Below are 15,140 nucleotides of genomic sequence, written 5' to 3'. Positions count from 1 at the left end.
ACTGCGAAATCCACGCGAAATCCACATTTTCAGACGCTGCTAGGCAGTATGGCGTTTTACCTGTAACTTGCAGGGTTATGCAACAATACCTTGATTTATTGCAACATATAATGGATAACGGGGCGGAAAAAACTGACCGTACCGGCACTGGTACGCGCAGCTGCTTCGGTTACCAGATGCGTTTTGACCTGCAGAAAGGATTTCCCCTCGTTACCACCAAGAAGCTGCACCTGAAATCTATTATTTACGAGCTGCTCTGGTTCCTGAACGGAGACACCAATGTGAAATACCTGCAGGAGCACGGCGTGAAGATATGGGATGAATGGGCAGACGGGCAAGGCAACCTGGGCCCGGTATACGGTAAACAATGGCGCAGCTGGGAAGGGGCCAACGGCCAGACCTTTGACCAGGTGCGGGACGTGGTGGAGCAGATCAAAAAGAACCCTGATTCCCGCCGCCTCATTGTCAGCGCGTGGAATGTGGCAGACCTGCCGCAGATGGCCCTCAGCCCCTGCCATTGCCTCTTCCAGTTCTACGTGGCCAACGGCCGCCTGAGCTGCCAGCTGTACCAGCGCAGCGCAGACGTGTTCCTGGGCGTACCTTTCAATATCGCTTCGTACGCGCTGCTCACCCTCATGATAGCACAGGTATGCGGCCTGGAGCCGGGTGAGTTCATTCACAGCTTCGGAGACGTACACTTGTACAGCAATCATATAGAGCAGGCCAAGCTGCAGCTCAGCCGCCAGCCGTACCCCCTGCCGGTCATGAAGCTGAACCCGGCCGTGAAAGACATTTTCAGCTTCCAGTACGAAGATTTTACGCTGGAACACTACGAGTTCCATCCTCATATTAAAGCCCCCGTTGCGGTATGACCATTTCCATCATAGTAGCTGCATCGGAAAACAACGTGATAGGCATTGAAAACCGCCTGCCTTGGAACCTGCCGGCAGACCTGCAGTTTTTCAAGAATACCACGTGGGGGTTCCCCATCATCATGGGCCGCAAAACCTTTGAATCTATGGGCCGCCCGCTCAAGGGCCGGCAAAATATCGTGATCACCCGCCAGGCTGACTACAGCCGCCCCGGCATTACAGTGGTGACCTCTATAGACGCCGCCATCAAGGCCGCGGAAGAGCAGGATGTGAACGAGATATTCATTACGGGGGGCACGGAAATATTCCTGCAGGCCTTTCCGCTGGTGAACCGCATCTATCTTACGCGTGTGCATGCTACGCTGCAAGGGGACGCGTTTTTCCCGGAGCTGAGCCCGGAAGAATGGGTGAGGGTGCATAGCGAGCCGCATGAGGCGGATGAGAAGCACGCGTACGGGTATACGTTTGAGCGGTGGGAGCGGAGGCAGCCGGCTACTTAAATATCACCATCCCCAGCTGCTGCGTCAGCTCGCGTTCCAGCTGCTTCAGGTGCTGGTGCATTTCCAGGCATTTCATCATTTCTTCCATATCTGTTTGCCGTTCCATTTCCTGCTGGTTTTCAACGATCAGCTTTTTGATCTTGCGCAGTATGAGGTAGTTGGTGGTGGAGAGGGTGTCTTTCAGATAGGCATCGTCACCGTACACGGTTTTGATCTCGAAGCGCTCCTGCCAGTTGTGGCTTAGTTCGGCTTCCTTGTCTTCCAGTATCTGGGCCACGTGCTGGGCTATTTCTGCATCCTGGTGGTAGAGGAACCACTTTTTATCCAGCACGTTCCCCTGGTCGTACCCCGCTTTGTATTCCCGCAGTATCTTTTTCACGATCTCGCTGTCTGCCAGCGACTCAAAATCGTAGGGCAGGTGGAAGATATAGTCTGCTACCGTGTTGTTATTTTCTTCATTGAATATTTTATCGCCAAAGCGCAGCAATATCTTCACCAGTTCCCTTTCCTGCTTTTCGTCTCTGTTGAAAAGATTGTCTGAAGGGGGGGCGTCTGTAACGCCTTCTTCAAAATACTCCGGGTACATCTCCGCCAGGGAAGGGCCGTCTTCTTCTCCCTGCCGGGCCTGCTGTTGCCTGTTTTGCTGCTGGGTAACCTGTTTGTTGATGCGGTCACGGATGTATTTGTTCACCAGCGTTACCATACCTTCCTCATCAATCTTCAGCAACTGGCTGCACTGGCGGATGTAATCCTGCTGTTTGGTGAAATCTTCCACCTTGTCTATCCGGGCAATGGTTTCCGCAATTTCGTTCACCAGTTGGGACTTGCGGGTGGTATCATTACCGGCCTCCTTCAGGGATACCTGCAGCTTGAAGAGGATGAAATCCTGCTTGTTCTCTGCAATGAACTGCCGGAAACCTTCGGCGCCTATTTTGCGCACATAGCTGTCAGGGTCTTCCTTGTCGGGGATGAGGGCCAGCTTTACGTTGAGGCCTTCTTCAATGGCCATGTCCAGCCCGCGCAGCGCAGCTTTTACGCCGGCATTGTCCCCGTCATAGAGGATGGTGAGGTTGCGGGTGTATTTTTTGATGAGGCGGAGCTGGTCAGTGGTGAGAGAGGTACCGCTGGAGGCTACCACGTTCTCAATGCCAGCCTGGTGGAGGGATACTACGTCCGTATAACCTTCCACCAGCAGGCACTCGTCCAGCTTGTCTATGGAATGGCGGGCAAAGTAGGTGCCATATAGCACCTTGCTTTTGACGTATATCTCGTTTTCAGGGGAGTTGATGTATTTGGGCGCCCGGTCGCTCTTTACCAGTATGCGGGCGCCGAAGCCCAGCACTTTCCCGCTCTGGTTGTGGATGGGGAAAATGACGCGGCCACGGTAGTTATCTGCCGGCTGTTCATTACGCATGGCCACCAGGCCTGTTTTGAGCAGGTATTCCTGGTTGTAGCCTTTGGCGAGCGCGGCTTTCACGAAAGCGTCCCGTTCGTTGAGGCAGTAACCCAGCTGGAACTTGCGCACCGTTTCTTCCGTAAAGCCCCTTTCTTCAAAATAGCTCAGGCCTACGTTCTGGCCCTCTTCCGATTCATGCAGGGTATTGACGAAATAGTCACGCGCAAAGTTGTTGATGATAAAAAGGCTGTCTGCCAGCTGCTGCTGGGCCTTTACCTCCGGGCTAACCTCCTTTTCCTCTATTTCCACGTTGTATTTCTGGGCCAGCCAGCGGAGGGCTTCAACATAGGAGTACTTTTCGTGCTCCATGAGGAAGTTGATGGTGTTGCCGCTTTTGCCGCAGCCAAAACACTTGTAGATCTCCTTGGTGCCGGATACGGTGAAGGAGGGCGACTTTTCATTGTGAAAAGGGCACAGGCCCAGGTAGTTGGCCCCCCTTTTTTTCAGTTTTACGAAAGAGCCAACTATTTCAACAATATCTATCCTGTTGAGTATCTGCTGTATGGTGTTCTGGGAAATCAAATGTTCACGGGTTTACCATTGGCAAACATAGTACAAAATGCGGAATAGGGAGGCGCCGGTTTCATCTTTTGGCGCCGGAGCAACAATTGCCTAAATTTGGAGATTCCCGGCAAAGGGAAAAACACCAAAACACAAAACAAACGAAACGGATGAAAGAAGTATTCATAGTATCCACCGCCAGAACGCCTATTGGTAGCCTCGGCGGCGCCCTGGCCGCCGTGCCCGTCACACAGCTGGGGGCCACGGTGATCAAGGCCGCGCTGGAAAGGGCGGGCGTAAGCCCGGAACAGGTGCAGGAAGTATACATGGGCAATGTGATCAGCGCCAACGCCGGCCAGGCGCCGGCTAACCAGGCCAGCCTGTACGCCGGTCTGCCCAATACCGTGCCCTGCACTACGGTGAACAAGGTATGTGCTTCCGGCATGAAAGCCATTATGCTGGGCGCCCAGAGCATTCTGCTGGGAGACAATGACGTGGTGGTGGCCGGCGGCATGGAAAGCATGAGCAATATTCCCTACTACCTTGACAAGGCCCGCAGCGGCTACCGCCTGGGGCATGGGGCCGTGATTGACGGCATTATCCGTGACGGGCTGTGGGACCCCTATAAAGATTTTCATATGGGTAACGCGGCCGAGATCTGCGCGGCGGAGTACAAGATCAGCCGGGAAGACCAGGATAATTTTGCGGTTCAGAGCTATAAAAGGGCCGCGGAAGCTTATGAGAAAGGATATTTCCAGGGCGAAATAGTGCCGGTGGAAATACCCGGCAGGCAGGTAACTACGGTGAGCGAAGACGAAGAGTTCAAAAAAGTGAACTTTGAGAAACTGCCCACGCTGAAGCCGGCCTTCCAGAAAGACGGCACCATTACGGCGGCCAACGCGTCCAAGATCAACGATGGGGCGGCGGCCGTGGTGCTGGTGAGCGGTGAGAAGCTGAAGGAGCTGGGGCTGAAGCCGCTGGCAAAGATCATCAGCTTTGCAGACGCATCACAGGCGCCGGAGTGGTTTACCACCACCCCCGTGAAGGCGGTGAACAAAGCCTTGAAAAAAGCCGGCCTGGGCATGGCGGATATGGACTTTACGGAGATCAATGAGGCTTTTTCCTGTGTGGCGCTGGCCAATGAGAAAGACCTGGGCGTAAAACCCGGCACGCTCAACATCTGGGGCGGCGCGGTGGCCCTGGGGCATCCCATTGGTTGCAGCGGGGCCAGAATTATGGTTACTTTGACGTCCATCCTGCACCGGGAGAACGGCCGCTACGGCGTGGCCGGCATCTGCAACGGGGGCGGGGGGGCCAGCGCCATGGTAATAGAGAAAATGTAAATGCTTTGCTTTTTCACCAACAAACGATATTTTTGCCCTGCCTTTTTTGAGAAAGGGGTGTAATGTTCAAAATATATTAAAGATTCAAATGCGTCAGATAGCCTTCAGACAAGCCTTAAGAGAAGCCATGCAGGAAGAAATGCGCCGCGACGAGCGGGTATTCCTGATGGGAGAGGAAGTGGCAGAGTACAACGGAGCGTACAAAGTTAGCCAGGGAATGCTCGATGAGTTTGGCCCGCGCCGAATAATAGACACCCCTATCGCAGAGCTGGGCTTTACCGCCATAGGCGTGGGCGCTGCACAGAACGGCCTCCGTCCCGTACTGGAATTTATGACCTGGAACTTTGCTGTACTGGCGCTTGACCAGATACTCAATACCGCCTCCAAAATGCTGGCCATGAGCGGTGGGCAGGTAGGCTGCCCCATCGTGTTCCGCGGGCCTAACGGCTCTGCCGGTCAATTGGGCGCGCAGCACTCTACCGCATTTGAAAGTTATTATGCCAACATCCCGGGTCTTAAAGTGATTTCCGTATCCAACCCTTACGATGCCAAAGGCCTCCTGAAAGCCGCCATCCGTGATGATGATCCGGTGGTTTTCATGGAAAGCGAGCAGATGTACGGAGATATGGGTGAAGTGCCCGAAGAGGAATACATCATCCCCATCGGCAAGGCCGATATCAAACGCGCCGGTAAAGACGTTACCATCGTTTCTTTTAACAAAATGATGAAAGTAGCGCTGGGCGCCGCAGAAGAGCTGGCCAAGGAAGGCATTGAGGCCGAGGTGATAGACCTCCGCACCATCCGTCCGCTGGACTGGTTCACCATCCTGGAATCTGTGAAAAAGACCAACCGCCTGGTGATAGTGGAAGAACAATGGCCGTTCTCCAGCGTGTCTTCCGAAATTTCCTATCGCATCCAGAAAGAAGGATTTGATTACCTGGACGCGCCCATCCGCCGCATCACCGCTGCAGACGCGCCCATGCACTACGCGCCCAACCTGGTGAAACTGTACCTGCCCGATGTGGAAAGAACAGTGAAGCTGGTGAAAGAGGTGATGTACATGAAAAAATAACTACCCGGTCAGGAAGTATAAAAGCCCGCTTCGTAGAGAAGCGGGCTTTATTTTTTATATTGGGGTACTAAAATCTCCCTATGCGTTCCATCCGCCTGCTCTTTCTGTTGCTGTTGCCCGTTTATACCCTGTCCGCGCAGCCTGCAACTGTCGTGAAAACTGTGTTCCGCGAATCTCCCGGCAAAATATTCATCGTTGCTTATGACCCCGTTACCGGTGAGGCAGTGGAGCACAAGGCAAAGAAACAAGGTAATGCCATGGTTATTTCGTTCACGCAACTGATGCCTGGCGAGGTGTTTTTCCACTACGGCAAGAAATGGACGGCGCTGCTGCTTGTTCCGGGAGATACGCTGGAAGTGGCTGCCAATGGTGATAGTCTTCGTTTTGCCGGCGCACGCGCCAGGGCCAACGAACAGTTGCAGGCATACCGCCTGCAACTGTTCGGCCCGGATGTGTATGACCGCGGCAGGGAGTTAAACCGGTATATTCCGGATAGCAGCGCGGCCCCGGTAAAAACATTCCTGCAGAGCCGGTTTGTGCGCGACAGTGCTGTGCTGGCCGCATTCATCCGGGTGGAACAACCGGATACGCTGTTGCGCCAATGGGCATGGCAGAGCCTGCGGTATGAGGTGGGAGACCAGCTGTTGCGGTATGCGTCTTTTAAAGATTATAAGGTGCCAGGTAACTGGTTTGACGCCGTGGAGCCGCTGGCCGCCCGGCCGGAAAATATCCTCTCCATTTCCCGCAGCAGCTTTGTGGATGAATACAGCAACTATCAGCTATGGAAAGTGATTAACCACGGGCGTAATTTTGTTACGTACTGCGAGTCGCTGCCGGCCGGCATCATGCGTGACATGATGCTGACCCGATATGTCTATGCGTTGAAAGAAGCGCTGATGGGTCTTGTACTGAAACCGGATGTGGCCAGAATTAAACGCATGCTCACCCACCCGGTTTTTAGCGGGTATGTGCGGCAGGCATATAAAGACGCAGCTGACAATGAAGGCCGTGGCGCTTCTCTTGCAGAGGCAAAACGGATGGAAACACCTGGAATGACGGCAGACTCCGTTCTGCAGAAATTTATAGCTCCTTATGCCGGGAAGGCAGTATATGTGGATGTTTGGGCCACCTGGTGCGTGCCTTGCCGGGAGGAAATGCCTGCCTCCCAGCAGCTGCGCCAGCGCCTGGAAAAAGACAGCGTGGTGTTTGTTTATCTCTGCGTGGGCTCCCCGGAGAAAACCTGGAAATCTGTAGTATCAAAAATGGACATACGGGGCGAGCACTTTCTGCTGACCCAGGCGGAATATGATGCACTGCGGGAAACGTACCGGCTGCAGGGCGTGCCTCATTACCTGGTGGCAGACAGGGAGGGAAAGGTGGTACATCAAAATGCGCCCGGCCCTTCAGATGAAAGGGTGGAGGAAATACTGCGAAAACTGGCTGATTAACGGTTATTCCCCAAACAGGTCGCTGCTCAGGTACCGGTCTCCCCGGTCGCAAATAATGCAGACAATCACGCCGTGCTTTAGCTCCCGGGCCACTCTCACCGCCGCCGCAACGGCCCCGCCGCTGCTCATGCCGCAGAAAATGGCCTCTTCTTTGGCCAGCCGCCGCGTCATGGTGCGGGCTTCTTCTTCAGAAATGTCCATGGTGCGGTCTACGCGGTGTTTTTCAAATATTTTGGGCAGGTAGGCTTCCGGCCATTTGCGGATACCGGGTATCCTGGAGCCGTCTGTAGGCTGGCAACCAACAATCTGGATGGAGGGGTTCACTTCCTTCAGGTAACGGCTTACGCCCATGATGGTGCCGGTGGTGCCCATGGCGGATACAAAATGGGTGACGCTTTTGCCGGTATCCCGCCATATTTCCGGGCCGGTGGTGCGGTAGTGCATGCCGTAGTTGTCAGGGTTGGCAAACTGGTTCAGCATGTGATAACCGCCTTTGGCCACCTGCGCGTGGGCATAGTCGATAGCGCCTTCCATGCTCTGCTCTTTGGGCGTGAGTATCACTTTAGCGCCAAAGGCTTCCATGGTCAGCACCCGCTCGCGGGTGGCGTCTTCCGGCATAACCAGCTCTATGTCAACGTTGAACAGTTTGGCTATCATGGCCAGGGCTATGCCTGTATTGCCGCTGGTGGCCTCTATCAGCTTGATGCCGGGTTTCAGCTCCCCGCGGTCAAGCGCCCCCTTGATCATGCCGTAGGCGGCGCGGTCTTTTACGCTGCCGCCTGGGTTGGTGCCTTCCAGCTTGGCGTAAATGGTAACGTTCGGGTTTTCAGGTATGCGTTGCAGGGCCACCATAGGGGTATTGCCCACCAGGTCCAGTACTGTTTTCATCGTTTGGTCATAAAATATTTCGTTCAAAAAAAGTCATACCACCTTGATGCTGCCGTCTGCCTTGTAATAGATGCGGGAATACGGTTCTGTGGATTTGATCAGCCATACGTTACCCCCAATAATGCTGTGGTGGCCTATTACGGTGTCTCCACCCAATATGGTGGCGCCCGCGTAGATCACTACATGCTCTTCTATGGTGGGGTGGCGTTTGTTCATGGCCATGGTTTTGTCAATGCTCAGCGCGCCCAGGGTTACGCCCTGGTATATCTTCACATGCGGGCCAATTACGGTTGTTTCGCCAATTACCACGCCGGTGCCGTGGTCTATGCAGAAATACGGCGCAATCTGGGCTGCGGGGTGAATGTCTATGCCCGTGCGGTCATGCGCAAATTCTGTGATCACCCGGGGCAGCAGGGGCACGCCCAGCGTATGCAGGCCGTGCGCTACGCGGTAGGCGGCAATGGCGTAAAAGCCGGGATAGGCACGTATCACCTCATACAGGCAGGTGGCCGCAGGGTCTCCCTGCAAAATAGCCTCCGCATCTTTGGTAAGATTGGTGTAAATGCCCGGCACCTGCTCCATAAAAAGGCGTGCCGTAGCAGCAGCCGGCTGGGGAAGGCTGCCCTCCATGGGCGTCAGCAGGTCTTTCAGCCTGTCTTCCAGCTGCGTGGCGTACAGTTCCAGTTCCGCCCCGCTCATCACCCTGCCGGTATGTTCCGGGAACAACCAGTTCACCAGGTCCCTGCAAAAGGCCCATACCTGCTCCGATGAAGGATAGGCATTGGCAGCTGCAGCCGCATGCCGCAATTTCAGTTGTTCCAGCAATTTTTTCATAAATGTGAATAGTTACCTCAACGGGCTAAAATTACATATAAAACCGGTATAATTAGTAGACTGTTTAGCGGCAAAGCTTTTACAGTACACAAATTATTCATTCTTACTGCAATTATACGGGAGTATTTTAAGGCGGCCGGCGGTGGTTGGCTTCTTTTTCTTAATTTTGGCACTGTTTAAAATAATAGACAACCTATGGCCAATATCCTGATTATTGACGACGAAAAAAGCATCCGGAAAACGCTGTCAGAGATCCTGACCTACGAGGGCTACAAGATAGATGAGGCGGCAGACGGGGCGGAAGGGTTCAAAATGTACCAGGGCAAAGCCTATGATGCTGTGCTGTGCGACATCAAGATGCCGAAGATGGATGGCCTGGAGTTTCTCGAGAAAGCAAAAGAGATCAACGCAGACGTGCCGATCATTATGGTGAGCGGCCACGGCAATATAGATACGGCCGTGGAAGCGGTGAAAAAAGGAGCGTACGACTACATTTCCAAACCGCCTGACCTGAACAGGCTGCTCATCACCCTGCGCAACGCGCTTGACAAAACCACCCTGGTGGCGGAAGCCAAAGTGCTGCGCAAAAAGGTGAACAAAACGCCAGACATGATAGGGGAATCTGCCCCCATCCTGAAAATAAAAGACACCATCCACAAGGTAGCGCCCACAGACGCCCGCGTGCTGGTAACGGGCGATAACGGCGCCGGCAAAGAGCTGGTGGCCCGCTGGATACACGAGTACAGCAACCGTGCCTCCGGCCCGCTGGTGGAAGTGAACTGCGCGGCCATTCCCAGCGAACTGATAGAAAGCGAGCTTTTCGGCCACGAAAAAGGTTCTTTCACCTCCGCCGTAAAACAACGCATCGGCAAGTTTGAACAGGCCTCCGGCGGCACGCTGTTCCTGGACGAGATCGGTGACATGAGCCTCTCCGCGCAGGCCAAAGTGCTGCGCGCCCTGCAGGAAGGCAAGATCACCCGCGTGGGGGGAGACAAGGAGATCAGTGTAGACGTACGCGTAGTTGCGGCTACCAATAAAGACCTGCTGAAAGAAGTGGAGGAAAAGAACTTCCGCCTTGACCTGTACCACCGCCTGAGCGTCATACTCATTCACGTGCCTTCTCTCAATGACCGGAAAGAAGATATTCCCCTGCTGGTAGACCATTTCCTGGATTCCGTTTGCAGCGAATACGGCACGGCCCGCAAGGGGGTTGATAAAGACGCCATCAAGGCACTGCAGGCGCATCAGTGGACGGGCAACATCCGCGAGCTGCGCAACGTGGTGGAAAGGCTGGTGATCCTCTCCGGCAAAACCATTACGGCAGATGATGTAGAGAATTACGTGGTGCCTAACCACGACAAAAAAAAAGTCACTTCCTGAATGACGAGCTGCTGGTGCTGACGCGCCTGCACGATTTCAGGGACGAAGTAGAAAAGATCTTCATTGAGTTCATGCTGAACAAAAACAGCTGGAACGTGTCCAGAACAGCGCAGGAGCTTGATATACAGCGGAGCCACCTCTATAACAAGATGGAGCGGTACGGTATCCGCAAAGCGGCAGAAGATGAATAACAAACACATTTACCTGATCAGTGGCCTTGGTGCAGATGAAAGAGTATTCAGCCGGCTGGAGTTCCCCGCCGGGTATGAAACCCACTTTCTACCCTGGATACAGCCGCTGACGCCGGCAGAACCCATTGAAGAGTATGCGGCCCGCATGGCGCGGCGCATCCTTCACCCTAACCCCGTGCTGCTGGGCCTTTCTTTTGGCGGTATGATGAGCATTGAAATGGCCCGCCATATTCCGGTGGAAAGGGTGGTATTATTATCTTCCGTAAAACAGAAACAGGAACTGCCCCCTTATTATAACGGCCTGGCCCGTATGCTGCTGCGCCGGCTGCCTGACCGTATCCTTTTCCAGCGGCGGCAATACATTGTGCGCCTTTTCATGCAAAGCAAAACAGAAGAAGAGCTGGCGCTGCTGCGGGACTACATGCAGAAAAAAGACTTTTCCTACATGCGCTGGGCGCTCAATGCCATCCTGCAATGGCAGAACGAATGGGTGCCGCGGCATTATGTGCATATTCACGGCAGTGCAGACAGGCCTTTTCCCCGCCGGTATGTAAACCCCACCCACACTATTGTGAACGGCGGCCACTTCATGGTTATGAACCGCGCGGCAGAGATCAGCCGCATTTTGGAAAGAGAATTATAACATCACCTTGCGCCGCGCAAAGTCTACCATTTCCGTCAACGTGTTCAGCAACATGATGTTGGCGGGAAGGGAAGCTGTAATGCGGGATACCTGCGGGCCTGATATGGTGACGGGAACGGAAGGGAAGTGTTTGCCCAGGTCTTTAACGAGATGATCCAGCGTTTTTTGGGGAAAGTTGGTGATGATGTGCGTGTACACATGGTCTACCCGCTTGCGTTCTACATAAAACCGGAGGTCTTCCAGCGGCACGTTGGCCCCGAAGTTGACCACCGCGCAGCCGTGTTTTTTCATGAGGTATTGGGCAAAGAGCAGGGGAATTTCATGGAACTCACCCTCCGGGAGGAACAGCAGGAACTTTTCCCCGTCTTCCGGCGGCATGTCCAGCCCGTCTATGGCTACCATCAGCTTTTTACGGATAATATTGGAGGCAAAATGCTCCTGCGCCGGTATTACACAGTCTGCCAGCCACAGGAGGCCTACTTTTTCAAGGTAAGGATATATCACCTTCAGCATGGCCTGCTCAAAACCCATGCGCAGCAAGGTGTTATGAAATATTTTCTCAAACCTTACCTGGTCAAAATCTATCATGGCCTCCACCAGCTGGTTCACGTACACCTGCTGCAGGTGAGGGCCTTTCTGGCCCGCTTCGTCCAGGGACTGCCGGCGGATCTCCTCTTCCGTCATCACCGCAATTTTGGATATCTTGTAGCCGTGGCGGTACAGGTAAGCTATGCGGAGCATGTGTTTCAGTTCGGCATTGCTGTAAACGCGGTGGTTGGTATCCTTGCGCTTGGGCCGCAGCAGTTTGTACCGTTGCTCCCATATGCGGATGGTATGCGCCTTGATACCGGTGAGGCTTTCGATGTCTTTTATGGTGAAACTGTTCAATGTTCCGGATTGCAGATTAAACAAAAATAGAAAAAAGTTGCATCCTGCTCCAGTAGTTTCCGGGAACTTATGTGGGATTTTTTTAAGAAAACTTTTGTAGCCGTTTTCTGGCTTACAATTAACAGAATATTATATTTGTTCCTTAAACAACTAAAAAGAACAGCATGAACCTGGCATTTTGGAAGAAGAAGGACGGTCAGCCGAAGAAGAAGAAATCCGCATTACGGGAGTGGCTCGATGCGGCAATCTTCGCGGTGATTGCGGCAACGCTGATTCGGACCTTCATTTTTGAAGCATATACCATCCCTACACCTTCCATGGAAAAAACCTTGCTGGTAAACGATTTCCTGTTTGTCAGCAAAGTTAGCTACGGCCCCCGCATCCCTATGACACCGCTGGCCGTGCCTTTTACACATCATACGCTTCCGCTTACCAAATATACCAAGGCCTACTCTGAGGCAGTACAATGGAAATACAGGCGCATTCCCGGTTTCAGCGAAATAAAGCGGAACGATGTGGTAGTGTTCAACTTTCCGGAGGGAGACACGGTGGCCCTGGAGCGGTCAGACGAGAGTTATTATGACCTGGTACGCCGCATGGGCCGTGACCAGGTATGGAGCCAGTATAAAGTGATCTCCCGCCCGGTAGACAAACGGGAGAACTATATTAAACGCTGTGTGGCCATTGCCGGAGATACCCTGGCCGTGCGCGAAGGCATAGTGGTGGTGAACGGTGTGCCCGAAACACCCCCGCCCGCCAGCGAGCGCCTGTACCATGTAACCACTACTACGGGAGACCGCCTGAACCATATGCGGCTGGAGGAAATGAATATCGAAGACGTGCCCGAAGTAAGGGTTTCCGGCAAGATCAGCTATAACCTGACACCCTCTGAAGTAACCTCTGTGAAACAGCTGGAAGCCGTGAACGGCGCTGTAGAACCTTTTGTTGACAGCAACGAAGACGGCGTATGGCCGCAGGATACCGCGTACTACAAATACACGGTAGACAATTTCGGGCCCATCTATGTGCCCAAAAAGGGCGCCACGGTGAAGCTTGACAGCAGCAATATTGAGCTGTACCGCCGTATTATTGCCGTTTATGAAGAGAACACGCTGGAAACCAAAGACGGCCGCTTTGTGATCAACGGCACGCCTACAGACCAGTACACTTTCAAAATGAACTATTACTGGATGATGGGGGATAACCGCCATCACTCCCTGGACTCCCGCTACTGGGGCTTTGTTCCTGAAGACCACGTAGTGGGCAAGGCCTGGCTCATCTGGATGAGCTACGGCAAGGGCGGCATCCGCTGGAGCCGTTTGTTCAGGACCATCAAATAATAAGGAGGGCCCGCCTTCCCCGCCGGGAGCAGCCATGCTGAAATTCCTTATCTTCGGAAAGCAGCATGCCTGCTCCCGGCCTTTTTAATACCAGCAGTATGAAAATCAATACCCAACAGTTCAGCTATGAGGAATACGCCAGTGCTGCCGACCTGGGCCCGGCAGACGCTTCGTTGCTGCAGGCCGCAAAAGATGCCGCACGGCAGGCTTACGCCCCGTACTCCCGTTTCCGGGTGGGCGCTGCGTTGCAACTGGCTAACGGCCAGCGGATAACGGGCGCCAACCAGGAAAACGCGTCTTATCCCGTAGGCATCTGCGCGGAGCGCACGGCCCTCTCCGCCGCTTCTTCACTATACCCCGGCGTAGCGGTTGAAACACTGGCCGTCAGCTATGATAACGAACTGGGGCCCAGCCAGCACCCCATTACTCCCTGTGGTATTTGCCGCCAAACGCTGGCAGAGTACCAGCAGCGCTTCAAAGCGCCCATCCGCCTGGTGCTGGGCGGCCTCAGCGGAAAAGTGATTGTAATACCAGATGCGGTTTTGCTGCTGCCGCTGTCTTTTTCTTCTGAGAATATGAAATAGGAGCCTGGAAAGAGAGGCGTTTTCCTGTCTGTTCTCCTTCCCGACCGTTCTCCGGGATATCCATGCGCCCCAAAATGCAGCTTCCCATATGAGAAATAATTCTTTTGTATAAATTATCTTTTTTTATATTTGTGTGGCGCTAATGCGCTGCCAACTATGAACCTATACCTTATCCTGCTGAATACCAGCCTGCTGGCGCCGGTTTGTACCGCGCCTCCCGCACAGGCTAATTCTTTTATGATTTTTAAGGGAGGAGATGAATTATTGGGAGAGGCCCCCGGCAACCCTGCCCGGCAGCTGTTCCGTGAGGGCCGCCGTATGCAGCGAAGCGGGCGGCTGGATGAGGCGCAGCAGCATTATGAGGCCGCCATCAGGGAGAACCCGCTTTATACAGACGCCTACCTTGCCCTGGCAGCGCTTTACCAGCAGCAACAACAGCCGGAACCCGCCAAACAGCAGTTACAAACCCTGTTACGCCAGTTCCCTGCACAAAGGGAGGCCCTGGCCATGCTGGCTGCCCTGCATTATGAACAGCAGGCCTGGGAAGACGCGCTGACCTGCGCTTTCCGCGCGCAGGAGCTGGGAGAGCCGCATATGCACCGCATCATCGGCCTCAGCTACGGTTTCCTGGACCACCCCGCAGAAGCGGTGCAGGCGCTGGAAAAAGCACACCGGGAGAAAAAGCTGGAAGGGGAGGAACTGTGCCGGCTGGCCCGCCTTTATGCACAACTGGAAAATTATCAGAAAAGCGTTCAATACTACGAAGAATCACTGAAAGCGGGCAGCAACCCGCGTGAGGTATATTACGAACTGGGAATGATGTATTTTAATATGAAAAACTACAAAAACGCCGCCGGGGCATTTGAGCAGGCAGCCAGGTCTGGCCGCCCGGTAGATGCGGATCTTTATTTGAACCTGGGAATGGCCCACCTCAGACAGGCCGACTATGACAATGCCATCCAACACCTGCAAACTGCTCTCAGCTTAAGACCGAAAGACATACAGATAATGCTGAGCCTGGCCAACGCCTGCTACAACAAGCAAGACTACCGGCAAGCCGCTACGCAATGGAACAAAATACTGGTGATGCAGCCGCAGAACGCCTTCGCCATGTTCATGCTGGGAAAATCTTACATGGGCTGTGGGGAACTGGCAAAAGGGCAGGCCATCTGCGATCAGGCATTGAAAATCTCGAACTGA

The 15,140-nt window shown here is 53.8% G+C and carries 15 protein-coding genes; 11 read left to right on the top strand and 4 right to left on the bottom strand.

The genetic code is table 11. The annotated features are described in order from the left end of the window. Positions 1–77: 77 nt before the first annotated feature. Both ABDW36_RS13825 and folA read left to right on the top strand, forming a co-directional pair. Complete coding sequence (locus ABDW36_RS13825) at positions 78–872, top strand: thymidylate synthase (protein WP_343702500.1); 795 nt, start codon at positions 78–80, stop codon at positions 870–872. Beyond that, positions 869–1,372 carry a type 3 dihydrofolate reductase gene (gene folA, locus ABDW36_RS13820; protein ID WP_343702499.1) on the top strand — a complete coding sequence of 168 codons (504 nt, stop codon included), beginning with the start codon at positions 869–871 and terminating at the stop codon, positions 1,370–1,372. The genes ABDW36_RS13825 and folA overlap by 4 nt, the downstream gene beginning before the upstream one ends. On the opposite strand, the gene dnaG is transcribed toward folA, so the two are convergent. Beyond that, entirely contained in the window at positions 1,365–3,350 is a 1,986-nt protein-coding gene (gene dnaG, locus ABDW36_RS13815) for a DNA primase (protein WP_343702498.1), read from the bottom strand. The genes folA and dnaG overlap by 8 nt on opposite strands. A gap of 149 nt (positions 3,351–3,499) precedes the next feature. Here dnaG and ABDW36_RS13810 point away from each other — a divergent pair, with 149 nt between their 5' ends. The 3 genes from ABDW36_RS13810 (at position 3,500) to ABDW36_RS13800 (ending at position 7,192) form a co-directional block, all read left to right on the top strand. Continuing rightward, entirely contained in the window at positions 3,500–4,672 is a 1,173-nt protein-coding gene (locus tag ABDW36_RS13810; RefSeq protein WP_343702497.1) for an acetyl-CoA C-acyltransferase, read from the top strand. Positions 4,673–4,760: 88 nt separating this feature from the next. Next, positions 4,761–5,744, top strand: a complete 984-nt coding sequence (locus tag ABDW36_RS13805; protein ID WP_343702496.1) for a pyruvate dehydrogenase complex E1 component subunit beta — start codon at positions 4,761–4,763, stop codon at positions 5,742–5,744. Between the two features lie 80 nt (positions 5,745–5,824). After that, positions 5,825–7,192 (top strand): TlpA disulfide reductase family protein, encoded by a 1,368-nt coding sequence (locus ABDW36_RS13800; RefSeq protein ID WP_343702495.1) that lies wholly within the window; start codon positions 5,825–5,827, stop codon positions 7,190–7,192. 3 nt (positions 7,193–7,195) lie between these two features. On the opposite strand, the gene cysM is transcribed toward ABDW36_RS13800, so the two are convergent. Both cysM and ABDW36_RS13790 read right to left on the bottom strand, forming a co-directional pair. Continuing rightward, complete coding sequence (cysM, locus tag ABDW36_RS13795; protein WP_343702494.1) at positions 7,196–8,080, bottom strand: cysteine synthase CysM; 885 nt, start codon at positions 8,078–8,080, stop codon at positions 7,196–7,198. A 33-nt stretch (positions 8,081–8,113) separates the two neighbouring features. After that, the gene (locus tag ABDW36_RS13790) at positions 8,114–8,914 is read right to left on the bottom strand and encodes a serine O-acetyltransferase (RefSeq protein WP_343702493.1); all 801 of its coding nucleotides are present in this window, start codon (positions 8,912–8,914) and stop codon (positions 8,114–8,116) included. A 195-nt stretch (positions 8,915–9,109) separates the two neighbouring features. Here ABDW36_RS13790 and ABDW36_RS13785 point away from each other — a divergent pair, with 195 nt between their 5' ends. The 3 genes from ABDW36_RS13785 to ABDW36_RS13775 are packed head-to-tail and all read left to right on the top strand — an operon-like array spanning position 9,110 to position 11,128. Beyond that, complete coding sequence (locus tag ABDW36_RS13785; RefSeq protein WP_343702492.1) at positions 9,110–10,294, top strand: sigma-54 dependent transcriptional regulator; 1,185 nt, start codon at positions 9,110–9,112, stop codon at positions 10,292–10,294. Between the two features lie 14 nt (positions 10,295–10,308). Continuing rightward, on the top strand, positions 10,309–10,485 hold the full coding sequence (locus ABDW36_RS13780) for a helix-turn-helix domain-containing protein (protein ID WP_343702491.1): 177 nt from the start codon (positions 10,309–10,311) through the stop codon (positions 10,483–10,485). Beyond that, positions 10,478–11,128, top strand: a complete 651-nt coding sequence (locus ABDW36_RS13775; protein ID WP_343702490.1) for an alpha/beta hydrolase — start codon at positions 10,478–10,480, stop codon at positions 11,126–11,128. The genes ABDW36_RS13780 and ABDW36_RS13775 overlap by 8 nt, the downstream gene beginning before the upstream one ends. Here ABDW36_RS13775 and ABDW36_RS13770 read toward each other — a convergent pair. Further along, the gene (locus ABDW36_RS13770; RefSeq protein ID WP_343702489.1) at positions 11,123–12,016 is read right to left on the bottom strand and encodes a MerR family transcriptional regulator; all 894 of its coding nucleotides are present in this window, start codon (positions 12,014–12,016) and stop codon (positions 11,123–11,125) included. The two genes, ABDW36_RS13775 and ABDW36_RS13770, sit on opposite strands and share 6 nt — an antisense overlap. Before the next feature lie 164 nt (positions 12,017–12,180). Between ABDW36_RS13770 and lepB the strand changes: the two genes are divergently transcribed. The 3 genes from lepB to ABDW36_RS13755 all read left to right on the top strand — a co-directional run bounded on the left by lepB (position 12,181) and on the right by ABDW36_RS13755 (position 15,140). Beyond that, positions 12,181–13,356 (top strand): signal peptidase I, encoded by a 1,176-nt coding sequence (gene lepB, locus ABDW36_RS13765; RefSeq protein ID WP_343702488.1) that lies wholly within the window; start codon positions 12,181–12,183, stop codon positions 13,354–13,356. A 98-nt stretch (positions 13,357–13,454) separates the two neighbouring features. Continuing rightward, positions 13,455–13,940 (top strand): cytidine deaminase, encoded by a 486-nt coding sequence (locus ABDW36_RS13760; RefSeq protein WP_343702487.1) that lies wholly within the window; start codon positions 13,455–13,457, stop codon positions 13,938–13,940. A gap of 156 nt (positions 13,941–14,096) precedes the next feature. Next, positions 14,097–15,140, top strand: a complete 1,044-nt coding sequence (locus ABDW36_RS13755) for a tetratricopeptide repeat protein (protein ID WP_343702486.1) — start codon at positions 14,097–14,099, stop codon at positions 15,138–15,140.

It is taken from the genome of Chitinophaga sp. (assembly GCF_039596455.1).
Classification (GTDB): domain Bacteria; phylum Bacteroidota; class Bacteroidia; order Chitinophagales; family Chitinophagaceae; genus Chitinophaga.
This window is presented reverse-complemented; position numbering and strand designations above follow the sequence as displayed.

Excerpts from the sequence above, each read along its gene's own strand:
- ABDW36_RS13805 (WP_343702496.1), top strand. The coding sequence starts at position 4,761 with ATGCGTCAGATAGCCTTCAGACAAGCCTTAAGAGAAGCCATGCAGGAA.
- ABDW36_RS13755 (WP_343702486.1), top strand. The coding sequence starts at position 14,097 with ATGAACCTATACCTTATCCTGCTGAATACCAGCCTGCTGGCGCCGGTT.
- ABDW36_RS13825 (WP_343702500.1), top strand. The coding sequence starts at position 78 with ATGCAACAATACCTTGATTTATTGCAACATATAATGGATAACGGGGCG.
- lepB (WP_343702488.1), top strand. The coding sequence starts at position 12,181 with ATGAACCTGGCATTTTGGAAGAAGAAGGACGGTCAGCCGAAGAAGAAG.
- ABDW36_RS13810 (WP_343702497.1), top strand. The coding sequence starts at position 3,500 with ATGAAAGAAGTATTCATAGTATCCACCGCCAGAACGCCTATTGGTAGC.
- ABDW36_RS13800 (WP_343702495.1), top strand. The coding sequence starts at position 5,825 with ATGCGTTCCATCCGCCTGCTCTTTCTGTTGCTGTTGCCCGTTTATACC.
- ABDW36_RS13760 (WP_343702487.1), top strand. The coding sequence starts at position 13,455 with ATGAAAATCAATACCCAACAGTTCAGCTATGAGGAATACGCCAGTGCT.
- ABDW36_RS13775 (WP_343702490.1), top strand. The coding sequence starts at position 10,478 with ATGAATAACAAACACATTTACCTGATCAGTGGCCTTGGTGCAGATGAA.
- ABDW36_RS13785 (WP_343702492.1), top strand. The coding sequence starts at position 9,110 with ATGGCCAATATCCTGATTATTGACGACGAAAAAAGCATCCGGAAAACG.
- cysM (WP_343702494.1), bottom strand. The coding sequence starts at position 8,080 with ATGAAAACAGTACTGGACCTGGTGGGCAATACCCCTATGGTGGCCCTG.
- ABDW36_RS13790 (WP_343702493.1), bottom strand. The coding sequence starts at position 8,914 with ATGAAAAAATTGCTGGAACAACTGAAATTGCGGCATGCGGCTGCAGCT.
- folA (WP_343702499.1), top strand. The coding sequence starts at position 869 with ATGACCATTTCCATCATAGTAGCTGCATCGGAAAACAACGTGATAGGC.